The sequence below is a fragment of the Brevundimonas staleyi genome (assembly GCF_041893865.1).
In the GTDB taxonomy this organism is placed as follows: Bacteria; Pseudomonadota; Alphaproteobacteria; order Caulobacterales; family Caulobacteraceae; genus Brevundimonas; species Brevundimonas staleyi.
In genome coordinates, this window is the sequence record NZ_CP169083.1 from 27,522 (window position 1) to 41,561 (window position 14,040).

Sequence of the window (14,040 nt, forward strand, 5' to 3'; positions counted from 1 at the left end):
AAGAAGGAGGAAGGACGGGCGCGGGCGCGCCGGAAGGATGGGAATGGTCTTGTCCGCGGCGCTGGAAACCGTCGTCATGACCGACCAAACCTTGCCCGCCCCGACCGCGTCGCTGATCTTCCCGCCCCTCCAGGACCTTGGCCTGGCCCGGGAGAATCCGCGCTTTCATGAACCGGCCGACGAGGACATCCCGCGCCTCGCCGAGACCCTGTTCGCCGCCGGCGTCGTCATCCCCCTAGCCATCAGGCCCGGCCGCAAGGGCGAACAGCCCTTCATGGTGCTGGACGGACGCCGCCGCCGCTTCGGTCTGCTGCACCTGCTCGCCGAAGGCCGCATCGACCCGACCTACCCGGTGAAATGCGAGCTGTTCGAATCCAAGGCCGCCCAGGCGGCGGCCGCCGTCCTGCCGAGCATCGAGCATGCCCCGACCCACATGGCCGAGGTGATCGTGGCGATCGGCAAGCTGCGCAAGGCGCGCATGAACACCCGCGCCATCGCCGCCGCCCTCGGCTACGACGAGCTGGAGATCAAACGGCTCGAAGCCCTGTCCAACGTCCATCCCACGGTGCTCAAGGCCTTCCGCCAAGGACGGATCTCATTGCGTCACGTGCGCCAGTTCGCTCGGCTCACCGACCGTGATCAGCAGGAGGAACTGGCCCAGTCGGCGCTGCACGGCCATTTCCACGACTACCGTCTGCAACAGGCCGTATCCGGCGGTCGCCTGACTGTCGAGGACAGCCGCTTGGCCCTGGTCGGTCTGGACCGGTATCGCGCCGCCGGCGGCCGGGTGGAGGGCGACCTGTTCGGGGAGATGCCCGACCGTCTGCTGGACGCGGAGATCTTGCAGGCCGCCTGGCGCGATCGGGCCCAGCCCGTCGTCGACGCCCTGAAGGCCACGGGTCTGGCGGTCTTCACTGCCCCGGATACGGGCTTCCGCGCCCCGGACGGCTTCCTTTGCCTGCCCTATGTGATGGAGCGCTCCCTGACGCCCGAACAGAGGGGCGAACTTGCCGACGCCAGGGCCCTGGCCGCGGAGGCCGAGGCCGCAATCGGGGTCGACGTCTTGGCCGGCGAGGCGGCGGCGGACGTCCTCATCCCGTGGGTGGAGGCCAAGCTGGCGGCGGCCGCTGTGCCCCATCCGGGCATGCGGATCGCGGCCGTCATCCTGTCGCCGGATGCGGCTTCCGGCGTCGAGGCCGAGTTCTTCGGGGTCGAGATCCCGAAGATCGAGGCGGACGAGCCTGACGAGGCCGATGAGTCCTACGCCGATCAGGACGACGGCGCCGCCTCCGACATCTCGGCGAAGATCGAGACGCGCGAGGTCGAGGTCGATGTGGAGGGCGCCAACCATGTGCTCCATGAGACTCGCACGGACGTCGCCACTCGCGGGCTGATCCGGGACCTCGCCGACAATCCGATGGCCGCCCTGACGGCCCTGGTGGCCCAGCTGTTCAAGCATCTGGCCCTGTTCCGGGGCGCCTATCGCGACGAGTCGGCCGTGAACATCTCGGCCACGCCCTACAGCCGCGGCGGGACCAAGCCGATCCCGGCGCTGGACGGGGAGGTTCGGGACCGATTGAAGGCGCGAGTGACCGCCTACGCCGAAAGCAGACTGCGGCCGATCGCCTGGGTCGACAGCCTTGCGCACGGGGACAAGATGGCCCTGCTGGCCGAGCTGGTGGCGATCTCGCTCGACCTGCGGGAGGAGCGGACCAGCCGCGTCCGCCGCGCGGCCCGGGCCGAGGCGGCGGAGATCGCCGAACTGTGCGACGCCGACATCTCGGCCCACTGGACGCCCGACGCCGCCTATCTGGGAGTCCACTCAAAGCCCTTGCTCGCCCAGCTGCTGGTCGACATGGCGGTCGAGGATCCGCGCGCCAAGACGCTGAAGAAGGACGAGCTTGTCACCTTCACCGCCGAGGCCGCGGCCGAGCGGGGTTGGGCGCCTCAGATCCTCTCCTGGCAGTCCGGCGTGATCGACACCGAGGCGGTCGCCCCGGACGAAGATCACGAGGCGGACGAGGCGGATGGCGCGGCCCCGCCGATCGATGAGGCCTGCGACGCCGAACCCCGCAGTGATGACGAGACCGCGACGGATCTGGGTGACGCCCAGATCGCCGCCTAGACGACCAGGAGCCCCCCGTCCTTACGGCGGGGGGTTTCTTTTGCAGCGCCTTGGCGGCCCATAGCGTCCGATGAACCGCGAACCTCCAATCACCAGGATGTTCATCGTCGCGTCCCTTTCGCCCTTGCAGAGAAACTTGGCCCGGCCCGGGCAGAGCACAATGCCAACGTCCTGGACAGATGCTGAGCGCAGCAGCGACGGGCTCGCGGACAGAATAGTCGTTCTCGGTGGAACGACCTGGGCGGGGAAGGGGGAGGGCGCGGGCTCGTCGAGCCCGATGGGACGGGAGGGAGCCGCCCTCCGCCGCGGGTGATCCGGACACCCGCCCATGTCTTCCGCGCTTCCCCTGTTCAGCGACGACGGCCGACCCGGCAAGGCCGCCAATATCCTGGCCGCGGCCCGGGCCCTGCTTCCCACCCTGAACCGGTCCCGCCCGCTCGACCGGCGGGTCGTGGCCAATGTCATGACCACCTCGTTCGGCGGAACCGACGCCGAGGGCGCCTGGTCCTGGCGTGACGCCTACGACGCCCAGGAAGCGGCCCTCGTACTGCAGATCCGCCGTCTGGCGCCGCAGGTCGGGCGGCTCGAGGACGGGCCGGCCGAGATCTGCGCCCTGCTGACGACCCTGTCGGCCCTGACCCTCAGCCACACCCGGCGCAGCGAGAACCAGGTCGCCCTGGATCAGTTCTCGACCCCGCCGGAGCTGGCCGCGATCGCGGTCGCGGCGGCCCAGGTCCGCCCCGGCGACCGGGTGCTCGAACCCTCCGCCGGCATCGGCCTGATGGCCGTCGTGGCCGAGGCCTGCGGCGCGGGCCTCGTGCTCAACGAGATCGACGATCACCGCGCCGGTCTCCTCGACGGCCTGTTCACGGCCGCGGACCGAAGCCGCTTCGACGCGGTGCAACTCGCCGACCGACTGCCGGCGTCCGGGACCTTCCACGCCGTGGTCATGAACCCGCCGTTCCAGCATCTCGAGCGGCACCTGCACGCCGGCCTCGCCGTCCTAGCCGACGGCGGCCGCCTGTCCGCCATCGTCCCGGCGCGGCTGTTCGAGGACCGGACCGCGATCACGGCTCTGGCCGCGAAGGGCGGGCTGATCGCCATGATCAGGCTGCCCGCCGGCGCCTTCGCCCGACACGGGACCTCCGTCGAGGTCGGACTGCTGGTGATGGACCGGGTTGCGTCCACGGACGGCCTGCCCGAGGTCGTGGCGCCGCTGGACCTGGCGGAGGCGGCGCGCCATTGCGCGAGCCTGCCCGCGCGGCCCACGGCCCAGCCGAGGACCTTTCGTCAGGCGGCGCAGCTCGCCGTCGTCACCCCCCGCGCCCGGACCCCATCCGGGCCGACCCGGCTGCGGTTTCTCGCCGAGACCGTCGTCCTCGACTACGAGACCCGGCCGTGGACCGGTGAAGGCCGCGACGTCGGTCTCTACCAGGCCTATGCGGTGTCGCGAGTCGCCATCGCCGGGGCGACGGCCCATCCGGCCCCCCTGGTCGAATCCGCGGCCATGGGATCGACGGCCCCGCCCGCGCCGACCTATCGGCCGGTCCTTCCCAAGATCATCCTCGACCGCGGACTGCTGTCCGACGCCCAGTTGGAGATGGTGATCTACGCCGGCGAGGCTCACGCCGTGATGCTGCCGGGCTGGTGGACCCGGGGCGACCAGCCCCACCAGTTGGTCTTGGTCCCCGAAGGGACCGAGGGCGCCTTCCAGGTCCGGCGGGGCTTCTTCCTCGGCGACGCCACAGGGGTCGGCAAGGGGCGTCAGATCGCCGCCGTGATCGCCGACAACATGGCCCAGGGCCGGGTGCGCGCCGTCTGGATCTCCAAGAACGAGGACCTCCTCGAGGACGCGCGGCGAGACTGGACCGCCATCGGCGGGGCCGCGGCCGACATCGTCCCCCAGTCCGCCTGGAAGCAGGGCGAGACGATCGGTCTGGATGGGGGCGTGCTGTTCACGACCTACGCGACCCTGCGCCAGCCGGCGCGCGGGGATCGTCCGTCGCGGCTCGACCAGATCGTCGCCTGGCTGGGCGAGGCGTTCGACGGCGTGATCGTGCCCGACGAGGCCCACGCCCTGGCCAACGCCGCGGGGGGCGGCGAGGGGGTGCGGGGCGCCAAGAAGGCCAGTCAGCAGGGCATGGCCGGCCTCGCCCTGCAGAACCGCCTACCCAATGCGCGGGTGATGCTGGTCTCGGCGACCGGGGCGACCACGCCGGCGAACCTGTCCTACGCGCCCCGGCTGGGGCTCTGGGGCGGGCCCGAGGCGCCCTTCAACAGCCGCGACGACTTCATGGACGCCGTGGTCCGCGGCGGCGTCGCGGTCATGGAGTTGATCGCCCGCGAACTGAAGGCCCTGGGTCTCTACGCCGCCCGTTCACTCAGCTTCGACGGGGTCGAGTACGAGCCGCTGCGCCACGAACTCACGCCGCAGGACGCGGAGATCTGGGACGCCTGGGCCGACGCCTTCCAGATCATCCATTCCAACCTGCGGGCCGCCCTGGAGGCCGTGGGGGTGTGCGACGACAAGGGGGTCCCGAAGAACGGCCTGGCCGCCTCCGTCCCCCTGTCCGCCTTCGCCAGCACCTCCCAGCGCTTCTTCAACGCCCTGCTCTGCGGGCTCAAGGCGCCGACCCTGGTCGCCTCGATCCGCCGCGATCACGCCGAGGGCCGCTCCGCCGTGGTCCAGATCGTCAGCACCCTGGAGGCGGTGATGGAACGCCGGCTGGCGCAGATCCCGCCCGAGGAATGGTCGAACCTCTCGATCGATCTGACGCCGAAGGACACGGTGCTCGACTACCTGGCGGGCGCCTTCCCGCTCGGCCTGATGGACGAGGTCCGCGACGACGACGGCGCCGTGGTCAGCCTCACCCCGGTGCTCGATGAGCACGGCGCGCCGGTCCTGAGCCAGGAGGCGCTGCGGCTGCGCGACGCCTGCATCACCCATCTGGCCTGCCTGCCGGCGGTTCCCGGCATCCTCGACAGCCTGCTCGAAGCGTTCGGGACGGACCAGGTCGCCGAAATCACCGGCCGCAGCCGCCGTGTCGTCGTGCGGAACGGACGTCGTTCGGTCGAGCGGCGCTCGCGCAGCGCCGCTCGGGCCGAGACCGACGCCTTCATGGCCGGGCTGAAACGCACCTTGGTCTTCAGCGAGGCGGGCGGGACCGGCCGCAGCTACCACGCCGATCGCGCCAGCCGGAACACCCAGCGCCGCCGGCACTATCTAGCCGAGGCGGGATGGCGCGCGGACATGGCCGTCCAGGGCCTGGGCCGCACGCACCGGACCAACCAAGAGAGCGCTCCGTTGTTCACGCCGGTAATGACCGACATCAAGGGCGAGAAGCGGTTCCTGTCGACGATCGCCCGCCGTCTCGACAGCCTAGGCGCCCTGACCAAGGGCGAGCGGCGCACCGCCGGCAACGGCCTGTTCCGGGCCGAGGACAATCTGGAATCGCCCTTCGCGCGGCGCGCCCTGCAGGCCTTCTACGTCGCCTTGCACAGCGGCGAGGTGCCGGCCATGGATCGCGAGACCTTCGAGACCAAGACGGCGCTGCGCCTCGTCGATCGGGACGGCGCCCTGCTCGAGCCCGACGACCTGCCGCCGATGCACACCTTCCTCAATCGGCTGCTGGCCCTGCGCATCGCCGACCAGAACGCCCTGTTCGAGACCTTCGAGACCCTGCTCGGCGGCATCCTCGAGCGGGCCGAGGCGGCCGGGCATCTCGACCATGGCGTGGAGGACATCGTCGCCGAGGAGCTGGAGGTCGTATCCGAGGAGGTGATCCGCACCGACGCGGCCACCGGCGCCGAGACCCGACTGGTCCGCTTCGCCGTCCGCACGCGGCGAGAACTGCTCGACGCTGACGCCGCCCTGGACGGCCATGCCCATCTCGAGCCCGAGGCGCTCGATCACGTCGTCAACGGACGCTCCGGCGGCGTCGCCCTGGTGACCAGGGGCCTGACCGCCACCAACGACCAGGACCGGTTGGTCCCGGCCGTCCGCCTGACCCGGCCCGAGAGCAGCCGGGTCATCCCGCTCGCCCAGTACGAGGAATCGGCCTGGGAGATCGTCGATCTGGCGGCCTGGCGCGCGGCCTGGAAGGCCGAAATCGCCGCGGCCGATCCCTGGCGCACCCGCGAACTGATCCTGGTCACCGGCCTGTTGCTGCCGATCTGGAAGAGCCTGCCGCCGTGGCAGGCGTCGGTCCGCCGGCTCAAGGCGCCGGACGGCCGGCGCTGGCTCGGCCGGGTGCTCGAACCCGTCGACGCCGCCAAGCTGAAGGTCGCGCTCGGCCTGTCGGATGCGGCCGCGGCGCTCGGCGACGGCGCCGCGGTCTCGCGCATGATCGTTCGCGAGGGCGCCTCCCTCGCCCTCGCCGGCGGCTTCTGGCTTCGCCGCGCGAGGGTCATGGACCGCTGGCGGATCGAGGTCGTGAACGCCGGCCGGGATCGGCAGGCCTTCGTCCTGCTCGGCTGTTTCGTCGAGATCATCGCCTACCAGCCCCGGGTGTTCGTGCCCGTCGATCGGCCGACGGTGCTCGAGGCGGTGCTGGCCCGTCACCCGGCCGCGGCCATCGAGGCGGCCGCCGCCTGAATCTGGAGGCGAGGGGAGGGCGGGGAAGGACGCGTCCGGAGCCGGGGAGAAGGTCCCCGGCGGCGCGTACTGGAGCCCCGTCATGATTACCGTGTCCCCATCGTCTGCCGCCGCCGGCGGCGTCTCGAACGGCTACAAGGTCGACATCAGCCGCGGACAGCGCATCGGGCGCGTCTCGTCGGAATGGTTCTCGCGGCCGGACGACGAGCGCTACCTGTCCCTGAGCGCCCTCCACGAGGCGGTCCGGGCCCGCGCCGATCGGGCGGTGACCCGCACCGTCGAGACCCGAGAGGTGCGGGTCGAGGCCGACCGCGACAATCCCGAACGTCTCGCCCTCATCATTCCGGGCCGCGCGGAGCCGGTCCAGCCGACCCACTGGTCGTTCGGCCAGCTCGCCGGCCTGGTCGGGGCGCCGGCGGGATATCTGCGCGGCCTGCCCGCCCCGCTCGCCGGCATCAATCTGCAGCACGGCCTGGTCCGCCATCGCGGCGAGCTGATGAAGACCCTCGAGACCGACGAAGGCCGCACCGAGCTGCGCGCCGTCACCGGGCCCGACTACGGTCGCATCTGGGACCACGAATTGGTCGCCGCGGTGATGGCCATCGCGGGCGACGGAACCGGCGACACCCGCTGGAAGGTGCCGGGCCTGCTCGACTGGGAGACCATGGTCCACAACCCCTTCGTCGAGGTCACCAAGGACACCACCACCCTCTACGCCAGCGACCGCGACGTCTTCCTCTTCCTGGTCGACGATGCCCATCCGATCGAGGCCGGCCGGCTGCCGAACGGCGAGCCCGACCTGTATTTCCGGGGCTTCTACTGCTGGAATTCCGAGGTCGGGTCCAAGACCCTGGGCATGGCGACCTTCTATCTCCGCGCCGTCTGCATGAACCGCAACATCTGGGGCGCCGAAGGCTTCCAGGAGATCAGCATCCGCCACAGCAAGTTCGCCGCCCGCCGCTTCGCCCATGAGGCGGCTCCGGCGTTGGAACGGTTCGCGAGCTCCTCGGCGACGCCCTTCACCGACGGCATCCGCGCCGCCAGGGCCGCAGTCGTGGCGCGCAAGGACGAAGAGCGCGAGGGCTTCCTGCGCAAGCGAGGATTCACCAAGCCCGAGACGGCCCGGATCATCGCCACCGTCCTCGACGAGGAGGGCCGGCCGCCGGAATCGGTCTGGGACTTCGTCCAGGGCATCACCGCCGTCGCCCGGACCAAGCCCCATCAGGACGCGCGCCTCGACCTTGAGATGAAGGCCGGTCGGCTCCTGGCGTCCGTTCGGTAGGCAGGGCAGCGAGGCAGGCGGGGTCGAGAGGCGCCGCCCGCCTGTCTTCACGCCGATATCATAAAGTGATACAACGGCGCGGTAGAGGAGTTGATCATGCCGTCCAGCTTCACCCTCGGCGCGCACTTTGAAGGGTTCATCAAGCAACAGGTGACCAGCGGCCGCTACGCTTCCGCCAGCGAAGTCGTTCGCGATAGTCTTCGGTTGCTGGAGGAGCAGGGCGCTCTGCGTCAGGCGCGCCTCGACGCGCTCCGCGCCGAGATCGAGCATGGCGCTTCCAGCGGACCAGGGGTCCCCGCCGAACAGGCCTTTGCGAAGGCGAGGCGGCGCGTTGCCGACATCGCTGCCGGTTCAGGCGAGACCTGATGCGGCTGGAGGTCTCTCCGGCGGCGGAGACAGATCTCATCGAGATCGCCAGCTTCATCGCCCGGGACAATCCTCCGCGAGCTCTCACCTTCGTCGACGAACTTGAAGCGGCCTGCACTCGGCTCGTCGACCACCCGCATTCCGGCGTCGCGCGATCGGATTTGAGACCGGGGCTGAGGTCCAGGCCGTACGGAAGCTATGTCATCTTCTACACGGTTCAGGAGACCGTCCTGCGCGTGGAGCGCATCCTGCACGGTTCGCGGGATATCGGCGGCCCCCTTTCGCCGATCTAGCGGACGGATTCCCACGGCGCTCGCTCCGCGCTGCGCGGGGGTGTGCCGACAACGTCAAATCGACCCGGGACCGTCTTGGACGCGGTGTCCGCTCAAGCGCCCGACGGAGCCTGGCCGCGACGGCGGACGGCGTGTGCATCAAGGGGTGATCGGTGCTTTCGGCCGCTGCAACAGGGTGGGTGAGCTCCGCCTTGACCCGGTTGAACGCCTCGACCTCGGCCCGCGCCTTCGGGCAGCCCGTTTGTTCGAACAAATCCGGCTGGGAGCGAGGGGAGGGCGGCGCGAAACGGCGGCTTGAGGCGGCGGGATGGTCCCGCGTGACCGCCGTCGGAGCTTCGCCCATGACGATCCCCTTCACCATCGAGACCACCTACCGCCAGCCGATCTATCGCCAGCGAACCTACCGGGCGGCGACGCTCGCCGAAGCGTGCCGGCTCGCTATTCACGATCAGGCCTGGGACGGCGCAGCCTCCGACGTCGAGAGCGCCGGCGAGACCCATGTCACCGGGGCCTGGGCCGGAGAGGACGCCGCCTGCCGGGGCCCGGCCCAGGCCGTTCCGTCGCAGTACCGGGAGACGGTCGAGCGGCGCAGCGAGCATTTCGACGCCTTGACGGACCTGCTGGCGGAGGCGTCCCGGCCCATGGGCCTGTCGGAGCACGACTTCCGCGCCTGGCGGCCTCGCGCCCTGGCCGCGGTCACCAAGGCCGAGGCGATCCGCGCCGGCGCCCGGGCTACGGACTGAGGGCGCGTGGGAGAGAGGGGAGGGCGGGTTCGGGCGCGCTCGCTGGGAGCGCCAGGAGGATCCCGCCATGTCCCACGGATGGACCGAAGATCGTGTCGACAGTCTCAAGAAGCTCTGGATCGACGGCCTCAGCGCCTCGCAGATCGCCAGGCAGCTGGGCGGCGGGGTCACCCGCAACGCCGTCATCGGCAAGGTGCATCGCCTGGGCCTGACCGGACGCGCCGAACCTTCGCGACCGCGCCGGGCGGCGCCGATGCCGCCGCGTCCCGGTCGCGTCGCGCAAGCCAGGCCGCGCACGTCGCCCCCGCCTCGGCCTGTCCCGCCGCCGCCCGCGCGCCCGGCGGCGGCGCGCTTCGATCCCGCCCTGGCGCTCGACGGCACCGCCACTGCGGCGACGCTCGGGGCGCACATGTGCAAATGGCCGATCGGCGACCCGGGCTCCGACGCCTTCCGTTTCTGCGGCCGCCCCGCTCCGAACCGCGACCCTTATTGCCCGGAGCATCGGCGGGTGGGCTGCCAGCCGCGCAAGGCGGCCCCCTTGGCGGACGACCCGATCGTGCGTCGGGTGCTGGCCGGCCTGGCCGCATAGGAGGACCGCATCATGCCTCTATTCGACGTCATCGCCGCGCAGGACCTGCCCTGCTACGGCGCCTTCACCATCGAGGCCGCCACGCCGCACGAGGCCCTCAACGCCGCTGTCGAACGGCTGCGGGACGGGGCGGTCGGCCTCGACCGACCGCAGGCTGATTGCGCCCATGGTCTGAGAATCGTCGCCCTGCAGCTGAACGACGAGGACCCGCTCTACGAGGACGTGGACTTGGACGTTGATGCGCCGACCCGGACCCGCCCACAATTGGCCAACGCGCTTTTGAGAACGACCCTGGTGCTGACGGACCTCATAGCCTCCCTCGGTGAGGAAGACCAGTATCCGGACGCCTTGGCCCAGGTCGCCGAAAATCTGCGGCTCGTCGATCCCGTCGCCGCTGCCGTCCTCCTAGCGCGGCGTCAGCACGACCGGGCCGATGACTGGCTTGTGGCCGTGGCGGACTGGGCGCGTCGCCGATGCGACGGGCGCGCCCTCGACGTCCCCTCGGCTCGCGATCCTCGGCGATCCTGACGTCGCGGCGTTCCTAGGCCCCGCCCACCGGCGAGGGCCTGGGTTCCGTGGGCCATCCCGGCTCCGAGGACCCCGTCATGACCGCTTCAGCCCAGACCCTCTTCGACACCGCGCCCCTCGGCGCCCTGGTCGCGTTCAGCGACGGCGAGCCCCGGCCGCCCGAGCGCTTCGCCCGCAAGCTTCGGGCCTGGCGGGATCGCAACGCGACGGGACGCCTCATCCGCAGGACGCCCGCTCGCGCGGGACGGCCGGCCGCCTTCACCCTCCTGCTCGGCGGGCTGCGCGCCGAAGACCTCCTCGTCCTCATCGTGCAGCGCAGCTTCGAGGTCGCCTGCGCGCTGACGTTCGAGGTGGTGGACGGGCCGAAGACAGGCGAGATCCTGTGCCTCACCCCCTATGGCGACGAGCTCGAGCTGCGCCACGTCGCCGCCGACCTGAACGACGCCGCGGCCTGGTTGGACCGCAATCGCTACTGCCGGGCCCTGTTCCACGAGGTCCGACCGGGTGGTGCGACCCGGGCGATCCTGTTGCCCGACGGACTGGTGGCCTGATCGTCCGAAGAGTGAAGCGACGAGATTTCATGTTGTTCAAAATTCACGCGGCTGACGCGAATTGATCTTCGCCGCCGACGCATTGCAGAGCACAGTGCTCAACGCCCTCCGGTTTCTCAACAGGCCAACTCCGTGCAGATCGCGATCCTGACCTTCGATGGCTTCAACGAGCTGGACTCGTTCATCGCCGCCGGCATCCTCAACCGGATGAGGGGCCAGGGTTGGTCGGTCCACATCGCCTGTCCGACGCCCGAGGTCACCTCGATGAACGGGGTGACGATCCAGCGCCAGAAGCCGATCGAGTTCGCCGCCGAGGCCGACGCCGTCTTGATCGGCAGCGGGGTCAAGACGCGCGAACTTGCGGCGGATCCCACGCTGATGTCGCGCATCCGGCTGGATGCGGGGCGCCAACTGATCGGCGCCCAGTGCTCCGGCACGCTGATGCTGGCCAAGCTGGGCCTGGTCGGCGACCTGCCGGCCTGCACCGACCTGACCACCAAGCCCTGGGTCATCGAGGCCGGCGTGACCGTCATCGACGCGCCGTTCGTCGCTCACGGCAATGTCGCGACGGCCGGGGGCTGCTTGGCGTCCCAATACCTGGCCGCGTGGATGATCGCACGGTTGGCCACATTGGCGGACGCCGAGGCGGCCATCCACTATGTCGCGCCTGTCGGCGAGAAGGCGACGTATGTCGAACAAGCGCTCGCGGTCGTCAGCCCGTTCCTGACGTCCTCGCGGACGCTGGCCGCCTGAACGCCACGCGCCAACAGCCACCTCCGGTCTAGCATTCGCGATCGAGCGGGCGGAGTTCCCAATCGAAGCTGGCGAGACTTTCATGGCGCCCCGCCGATCTTGGTCGGCGGGGCATTGTTTTAGCACGTCCAGAGGGGAGGAAGGGCGGTCGGACGCGAAGGATCAGCCCTCGGAGGCCACCCGATGCCCAACCCCCGTCTCAAGCTCGTCGCACCGCCGGACGACGCCGTCCTTCTCGGCCGGCCGATGGCGGCTCCCCGCCACGCCCGGCTCCGCGCGCGGGCGCTTCGGTCCGGAGCCCGGTCCCTGACCGAGTCCGACGTCCTCGAGATCCTGCTCGGTGCGCGCGATCCCTATCGGGCCGCGCCGATGGCCGAGGCCCTGTTGCACCGGTTCGGCGGCCTGGTGCGGGTCCTCGCAGCCTCCGCCGCTGAGCTTGGAGCGCTGGTCGGCCCGCAGGCGGCCGCCGACCTCCTTCTGGTCCACGACATCGCCCGCCGCCTGCTGGAGTTTCCGATCCGGGAGCGCTGCCTCCTGACCTCCCACGCCGGGGTGAAGGCCTATCTGCGACACTCCCTGGCCGGCCAGTCCCGCGAGACCCTGCGGGTGCTTTATCTCGACGGCGCCAATCGGCTGATCGCCGACGAGGCCGGCTCGGAGGGGACGGTGAACCACGCCCCGGTCTATCCGCGCGAGATCATGCGGCGGGCCCTGGAGCTCGGCGCAGTCGGCTGCGTCCTCGTCCACAATCATCCCTCCGGCTCCGCCTCCCCGTCGCGCGCCGACATCGAGATCACCGCCCAGGTGGTCGCGGCGGGCCGGGCCCTGGGGATCGCGGTCCACGATCACATGCTGGTCGCCGGCGACACCGTCGTCAGCTTCCGAGACCAGGGGCTGATGGGATGACCGGTCGGACCTCGACACGCGGACCTATCTGGTCCGCCACCCGCTGCGCCTCTTCCTCGACTGCTCGACGGCCCACCTGTCGGCCGCCTCGCGCGACTATCTAGCCGGGGCGGCGGCAGCCTCGCGCACGCGCCCATTCGCCTGGACGGCCCAGACGCCCTTCGGAGGGTTCGTCTGGGCCGACGCGCACCCCGCCGAGGACGCGCCGGCCGATCTCTGCGCGGCGATGGCCTTCGCCCGCGGCCAGGGCGCGGAATACATCCTGTTCGACTGCGACGCGCCCGAGCTCGAGGGGCTGCCCATCCCCTTCTGAACCGGCGGGGGAGCGGGAGGCAGGGCGGGGCCCGGCGAGGGATCGGCCCTCGCGGAGTCCCCGATGCAACTGCCCCTGTCTCTCGTCGCCCAGCGCTGGCGCGACCGCCGCCCGGTTTGGCGGCCGCAGCGCGAACCGCTCGATGCTCGTCGCTACGCCGTGGAACGGCTGCCCGGGGTCGCGGACGCCCGCGCCTTCGTCCAGGCGCATCACTATTCCGGCTCCTATCCCGCGGCGATCGCAGCCTACGGCATGATGGAGCAGCGCCCCAACCGGGCCGCCGCCCTGGTCGGGGTGGCGGTGTTCAGCGTGCCCGTCCAGCCTCGCGCCGCCGACGCCTATGGCGCCGGCGGCGCGCGATTCTGCGATCTCGGCCGGTTCGTCCTGCTCGACCACGTGGCCGGCAACGCCGAGACTTGGTTCCTGCGCCGCGCCCTCGCGGGCCTCGCCCGCGACAAGACCGGCGAGGCGGGCCGGCCGCTCTATTCGCTCTGCCTGGCCTATTCGGATCCGATCCCGCGGCTCGACCGGGCCGGGAGGCTGATTTTCGCCGGCCACTACGGCGGCATCTACGCCGCCTCTTCGGCCCTTTATCTCGGCCGCGCGACGCCGAGGACCCTGTGGCTGGCCGACGACGCCACGGCGATCAGCGCCCGGGCCCTGTCCAAGCTGCGGGCCGACGACACCGGCGCGCGTTATGCGTACGAGAGCCTCCGCCGCCTTGGCGCACCGCCGATCCGGCCGGGCGAGACCGGCGCAGCCTATGTGGCGCGCGCCTTGCGCGACGGGCCGTTCCGGCCGCTCCGCCACCGCGGCAATCACGTCTACGCCTTCCCCTGCGGCGCGACCTCGACCCGTCGATCGATGCGCGCGCGGCTGGCCGCGGACCTCCCCTATCCGCGGCGCACCGATCCGCTGACGGCCTGAGGGGGGAAGGGGGCGGAGGGAGGGACGGCTCGCGCGAGCCGACCCCGGGGCGACGGGCCTCGCCGGCGGC

General features: G+C 71.1%; 12 protein-coding genes. All 12 read left to right on the forward strand.

Going from position 1 to position 14,040, the window contains the following annotated elements; all coding sequences use genetic code 11:
• Positions 1–76: 76 nt before the first annotated feature.
• The 12 genes from ACETK8_RS19990 (at position 77) to ACETK8_RS20045 (ending at position 13,970) form a co-directional block, all read left to right on the forward strand.
• Positions 77–2,125: a ParB/RepB/Spo0J family partition protein gene (locus ACETK8_RS19990; RefSeq protein WP_374039546.1), complete on the forward strand. Its 2,049-nt coding sequence runs from the start codon at positions 77–79 to the stop codon at positions 2,123–2,125.
• A 328-nt stretch (positions 2,126–2,453) separates the two neighbouring features.
• The gene (locus tag ACETK8_RS19995) at positions 2,454–6,719 is read left to right on the forward strand and encodes a strawberry notch-like NTP hydrolase domain-containing protein (RefSeq protein WP_374039547.1); all 4,266 of its coding nucleotides are present in this window, start codon (positions 2,454–2,456) and stop codon (positions 6,717–6,719) included.
• Between the two features lie 82 nt (positions 6,720–6,801).
• Positions 6,802–8,001 (forward strand): DUF932 domain-containing protein, encoded by a 1,200-nt coding sequence (locus ACETK8_RS20000; RefSeq protein ID WP_374039548.1) that lies wholly within the window; start codon positions 6,802–6,804, stop codon positions 7,999–8,001.
• Between the two features lie 96 nt (positions 8,002–8,097).
• On the forward strand, positions 8,098–8,367 hold the full coding sequence (locus ACETK8_RS20005) for a type II toxin-antitoxin system ParD family antitoxin (protein ID WP_374039549.1): 270 nt from the start codon (positions 8,098–8,100) through the stop codon (positions 8,365–8,367).
• On the forward strand, positions 8,367–8,660 hold the full coding sequence (locus ACETK8_RS20010) for a type II toxin-antitoxin system RelE/ParE family toxin (protein ID WP_374039550.1): 294 nt from the start codon (positions 8,367–8,369) through the stop codon (positions 8,658–8,660). The genes ACETK8_RS20005 and ACETK8_RS20010 overlap by 1 nt, the downstream gene beginning before the upstream one ends.
• Before the next feature lie 341 nt (positions 8,661–9,001).
• A complete protein-coding gene (locus ACETK8_RS20015) occupies positions 9,002–9,403 on the forward strand; it encodes a hypothetical protein (RefSeq protein ID WP_374039551.1) in 402 nt (133 codons plus the stop codon).
• Between the two features lie 67 nt (positions 9,404–9,470).
• Complete coding sequence (locus ACETK8_RS20020) at positions 9,471–9,992, forward strand: GcrA family cell cycle regulator (RefSeq protein ID WP_374039552.1); 522 nt, start codon at positions 9,471–9,473, stop codon at positions 9,990–9,992.
• A 12-nt stretch (positions 9,993–10,004) separates the two neighbouring features.
• On the forward strand, positions 10,005–10,520 hold the full coding sequence (locus ACETK8_RS20025) for a hypothetical protein (RefSeq protein ID WP_374039553.1): 516 nt from the start codon (positions 10,005–10,007) through the stop codon (positions 10,518–10,520).
• A gap of 77 nt (positions 10,521–10,597) precedes the next feature.
• Positions 10,598–11,071 carry a hypothetical protein gene (locus ACETK8_RS20030; protein WP_374039554.1) on the forward strand — a complete coding sequence of 158 codons (474 nt, stop codon included), beginning with the start codon at positions 10,598–10,600 and terminating at the stop codon, positions 11,069–11,071.
• A 132-nt stretch (positions 11,072–11,203) separates the two neighbouring features.
• Positions 11,204–11,824: a DJ-1/PfpI family protein gene (locus tag ACETK8_RS20035; protein WP_374039555.1), complete on the forward strand. Its 621-nt coding sequence runs from the start codon at positions 11,204–11,206 to the stop codon at positions 11,822–11,824.
• A gap of 183 nt (positions 11,825–12,007) precedes the next feature.
• Positions 12,008–12,730, forward strand: a complete 723-nt coding sequence (gene radC, locus ACETK8_RS20040; protein WP_374039556.1) for a RadC family protein — start codon at positions 12,008–12,010, stop codon at positions 12,728–12,730.
• A 376-nt stretch (positions 12,731–13,106) separates the two neighbouring features.
• On the forward strand, positions 13,107–13,970 hold the full coding sequence (locus tag ACETK8_RS20045) for a hypothetical protein (protein ID WP_374039557.1): 864 nt from the start codon (positions 13,107–13,109) through the stop codon (positions 13,968–13,970).
• Positions 13,971–14,040 lie beyond the last annotated feature (70 nt).

What these genes read in the sequence shown, in the direction of transcription:
- ACETK8_RS20025 (WP_374039553.1), top strand. Translation starts at nt 10,005, where the DNA reads ATGCCTCTATTCGACGTCATCGCCGCGCAGGACCTGCCCTGCTACGGC.
- ACETK8_RS20000 (WP_374039548.1), top strand. Translation starts at nt 6,802, where the DNA reads ATGATTACCGTGTCCCCATCGTCTGCCGCCGCCGGCGGCGTCTCGAAC.
- ACETK8_RS19995 (WP_374039547.1), top strand. Translation starts at nt 2,454, where the DNA reads ATGTCTTCCGCGCTTCCCCTGTTCAGCGACGACGGCCGACCCGGCAAG.
- ACETK8_RS20010 (WP_374039550.1), top strand. Translation starts at nt 8,367, where the DNA reads ATGCGGCTGGAGGTCTCTCCGGCGGCGGAGACAGATCTCATCGAGATC.
- ACETK8_RS20020 (WP_374039552.1), top strand. Translation starts at nt 9,471, where the DNA reads ATGTCCCACGGATGGACCGAAGATCGTGTCGACAGTCTCAAGAAGCTC.
- ACETK8_RS20005 (WP_374039549.1), top strand. Translation starts at nt 8,098, where the DNA reads ATGCCGTCCAGCTTCACCCTCGGCGCGCACTTTGAAGGGTTCATCAAG.
- ACETK8_RS20030 (WP_374039554.1), top strand. Translation starts at nt 10,598, where the DNA reads ATGACCGCTTCAGCCCAGACCCTCTTCGACACCGCGCCCCTCGGCGCC.
- ACETK8_RS20015 (WP_374039551.1), top strand. Translation starts at nt 9,002, where the DNA reads ATGACGATCCCCTTCACCATCGAGACCACCTACCGCCAGCCGATCTAT.
- ACETK8_RS20045 (WP_374039557.1), top strand. Translation starts at nt 13,107, where the DNA reads ATGCAACTGCCCCTGTCTCTCGTCGCCCAGCGCTGGCGCGACCGCCGC.
- ACETK8_RS19990 (WP_374039546.1), top strand. Translation starts at nt 77, where the DNA reads ATGACCGACCAAACCTTGCCCGCCCCGACCGCGTCGCTGATCTTCCCG.
- radC (WP_374039556.1), top strand. Translation starts at nt 12,008, where the DNA reads ATGCCCAACCCCCGTCTCAAGCTCGTCGCACCGCCGGACGACGCCGTC.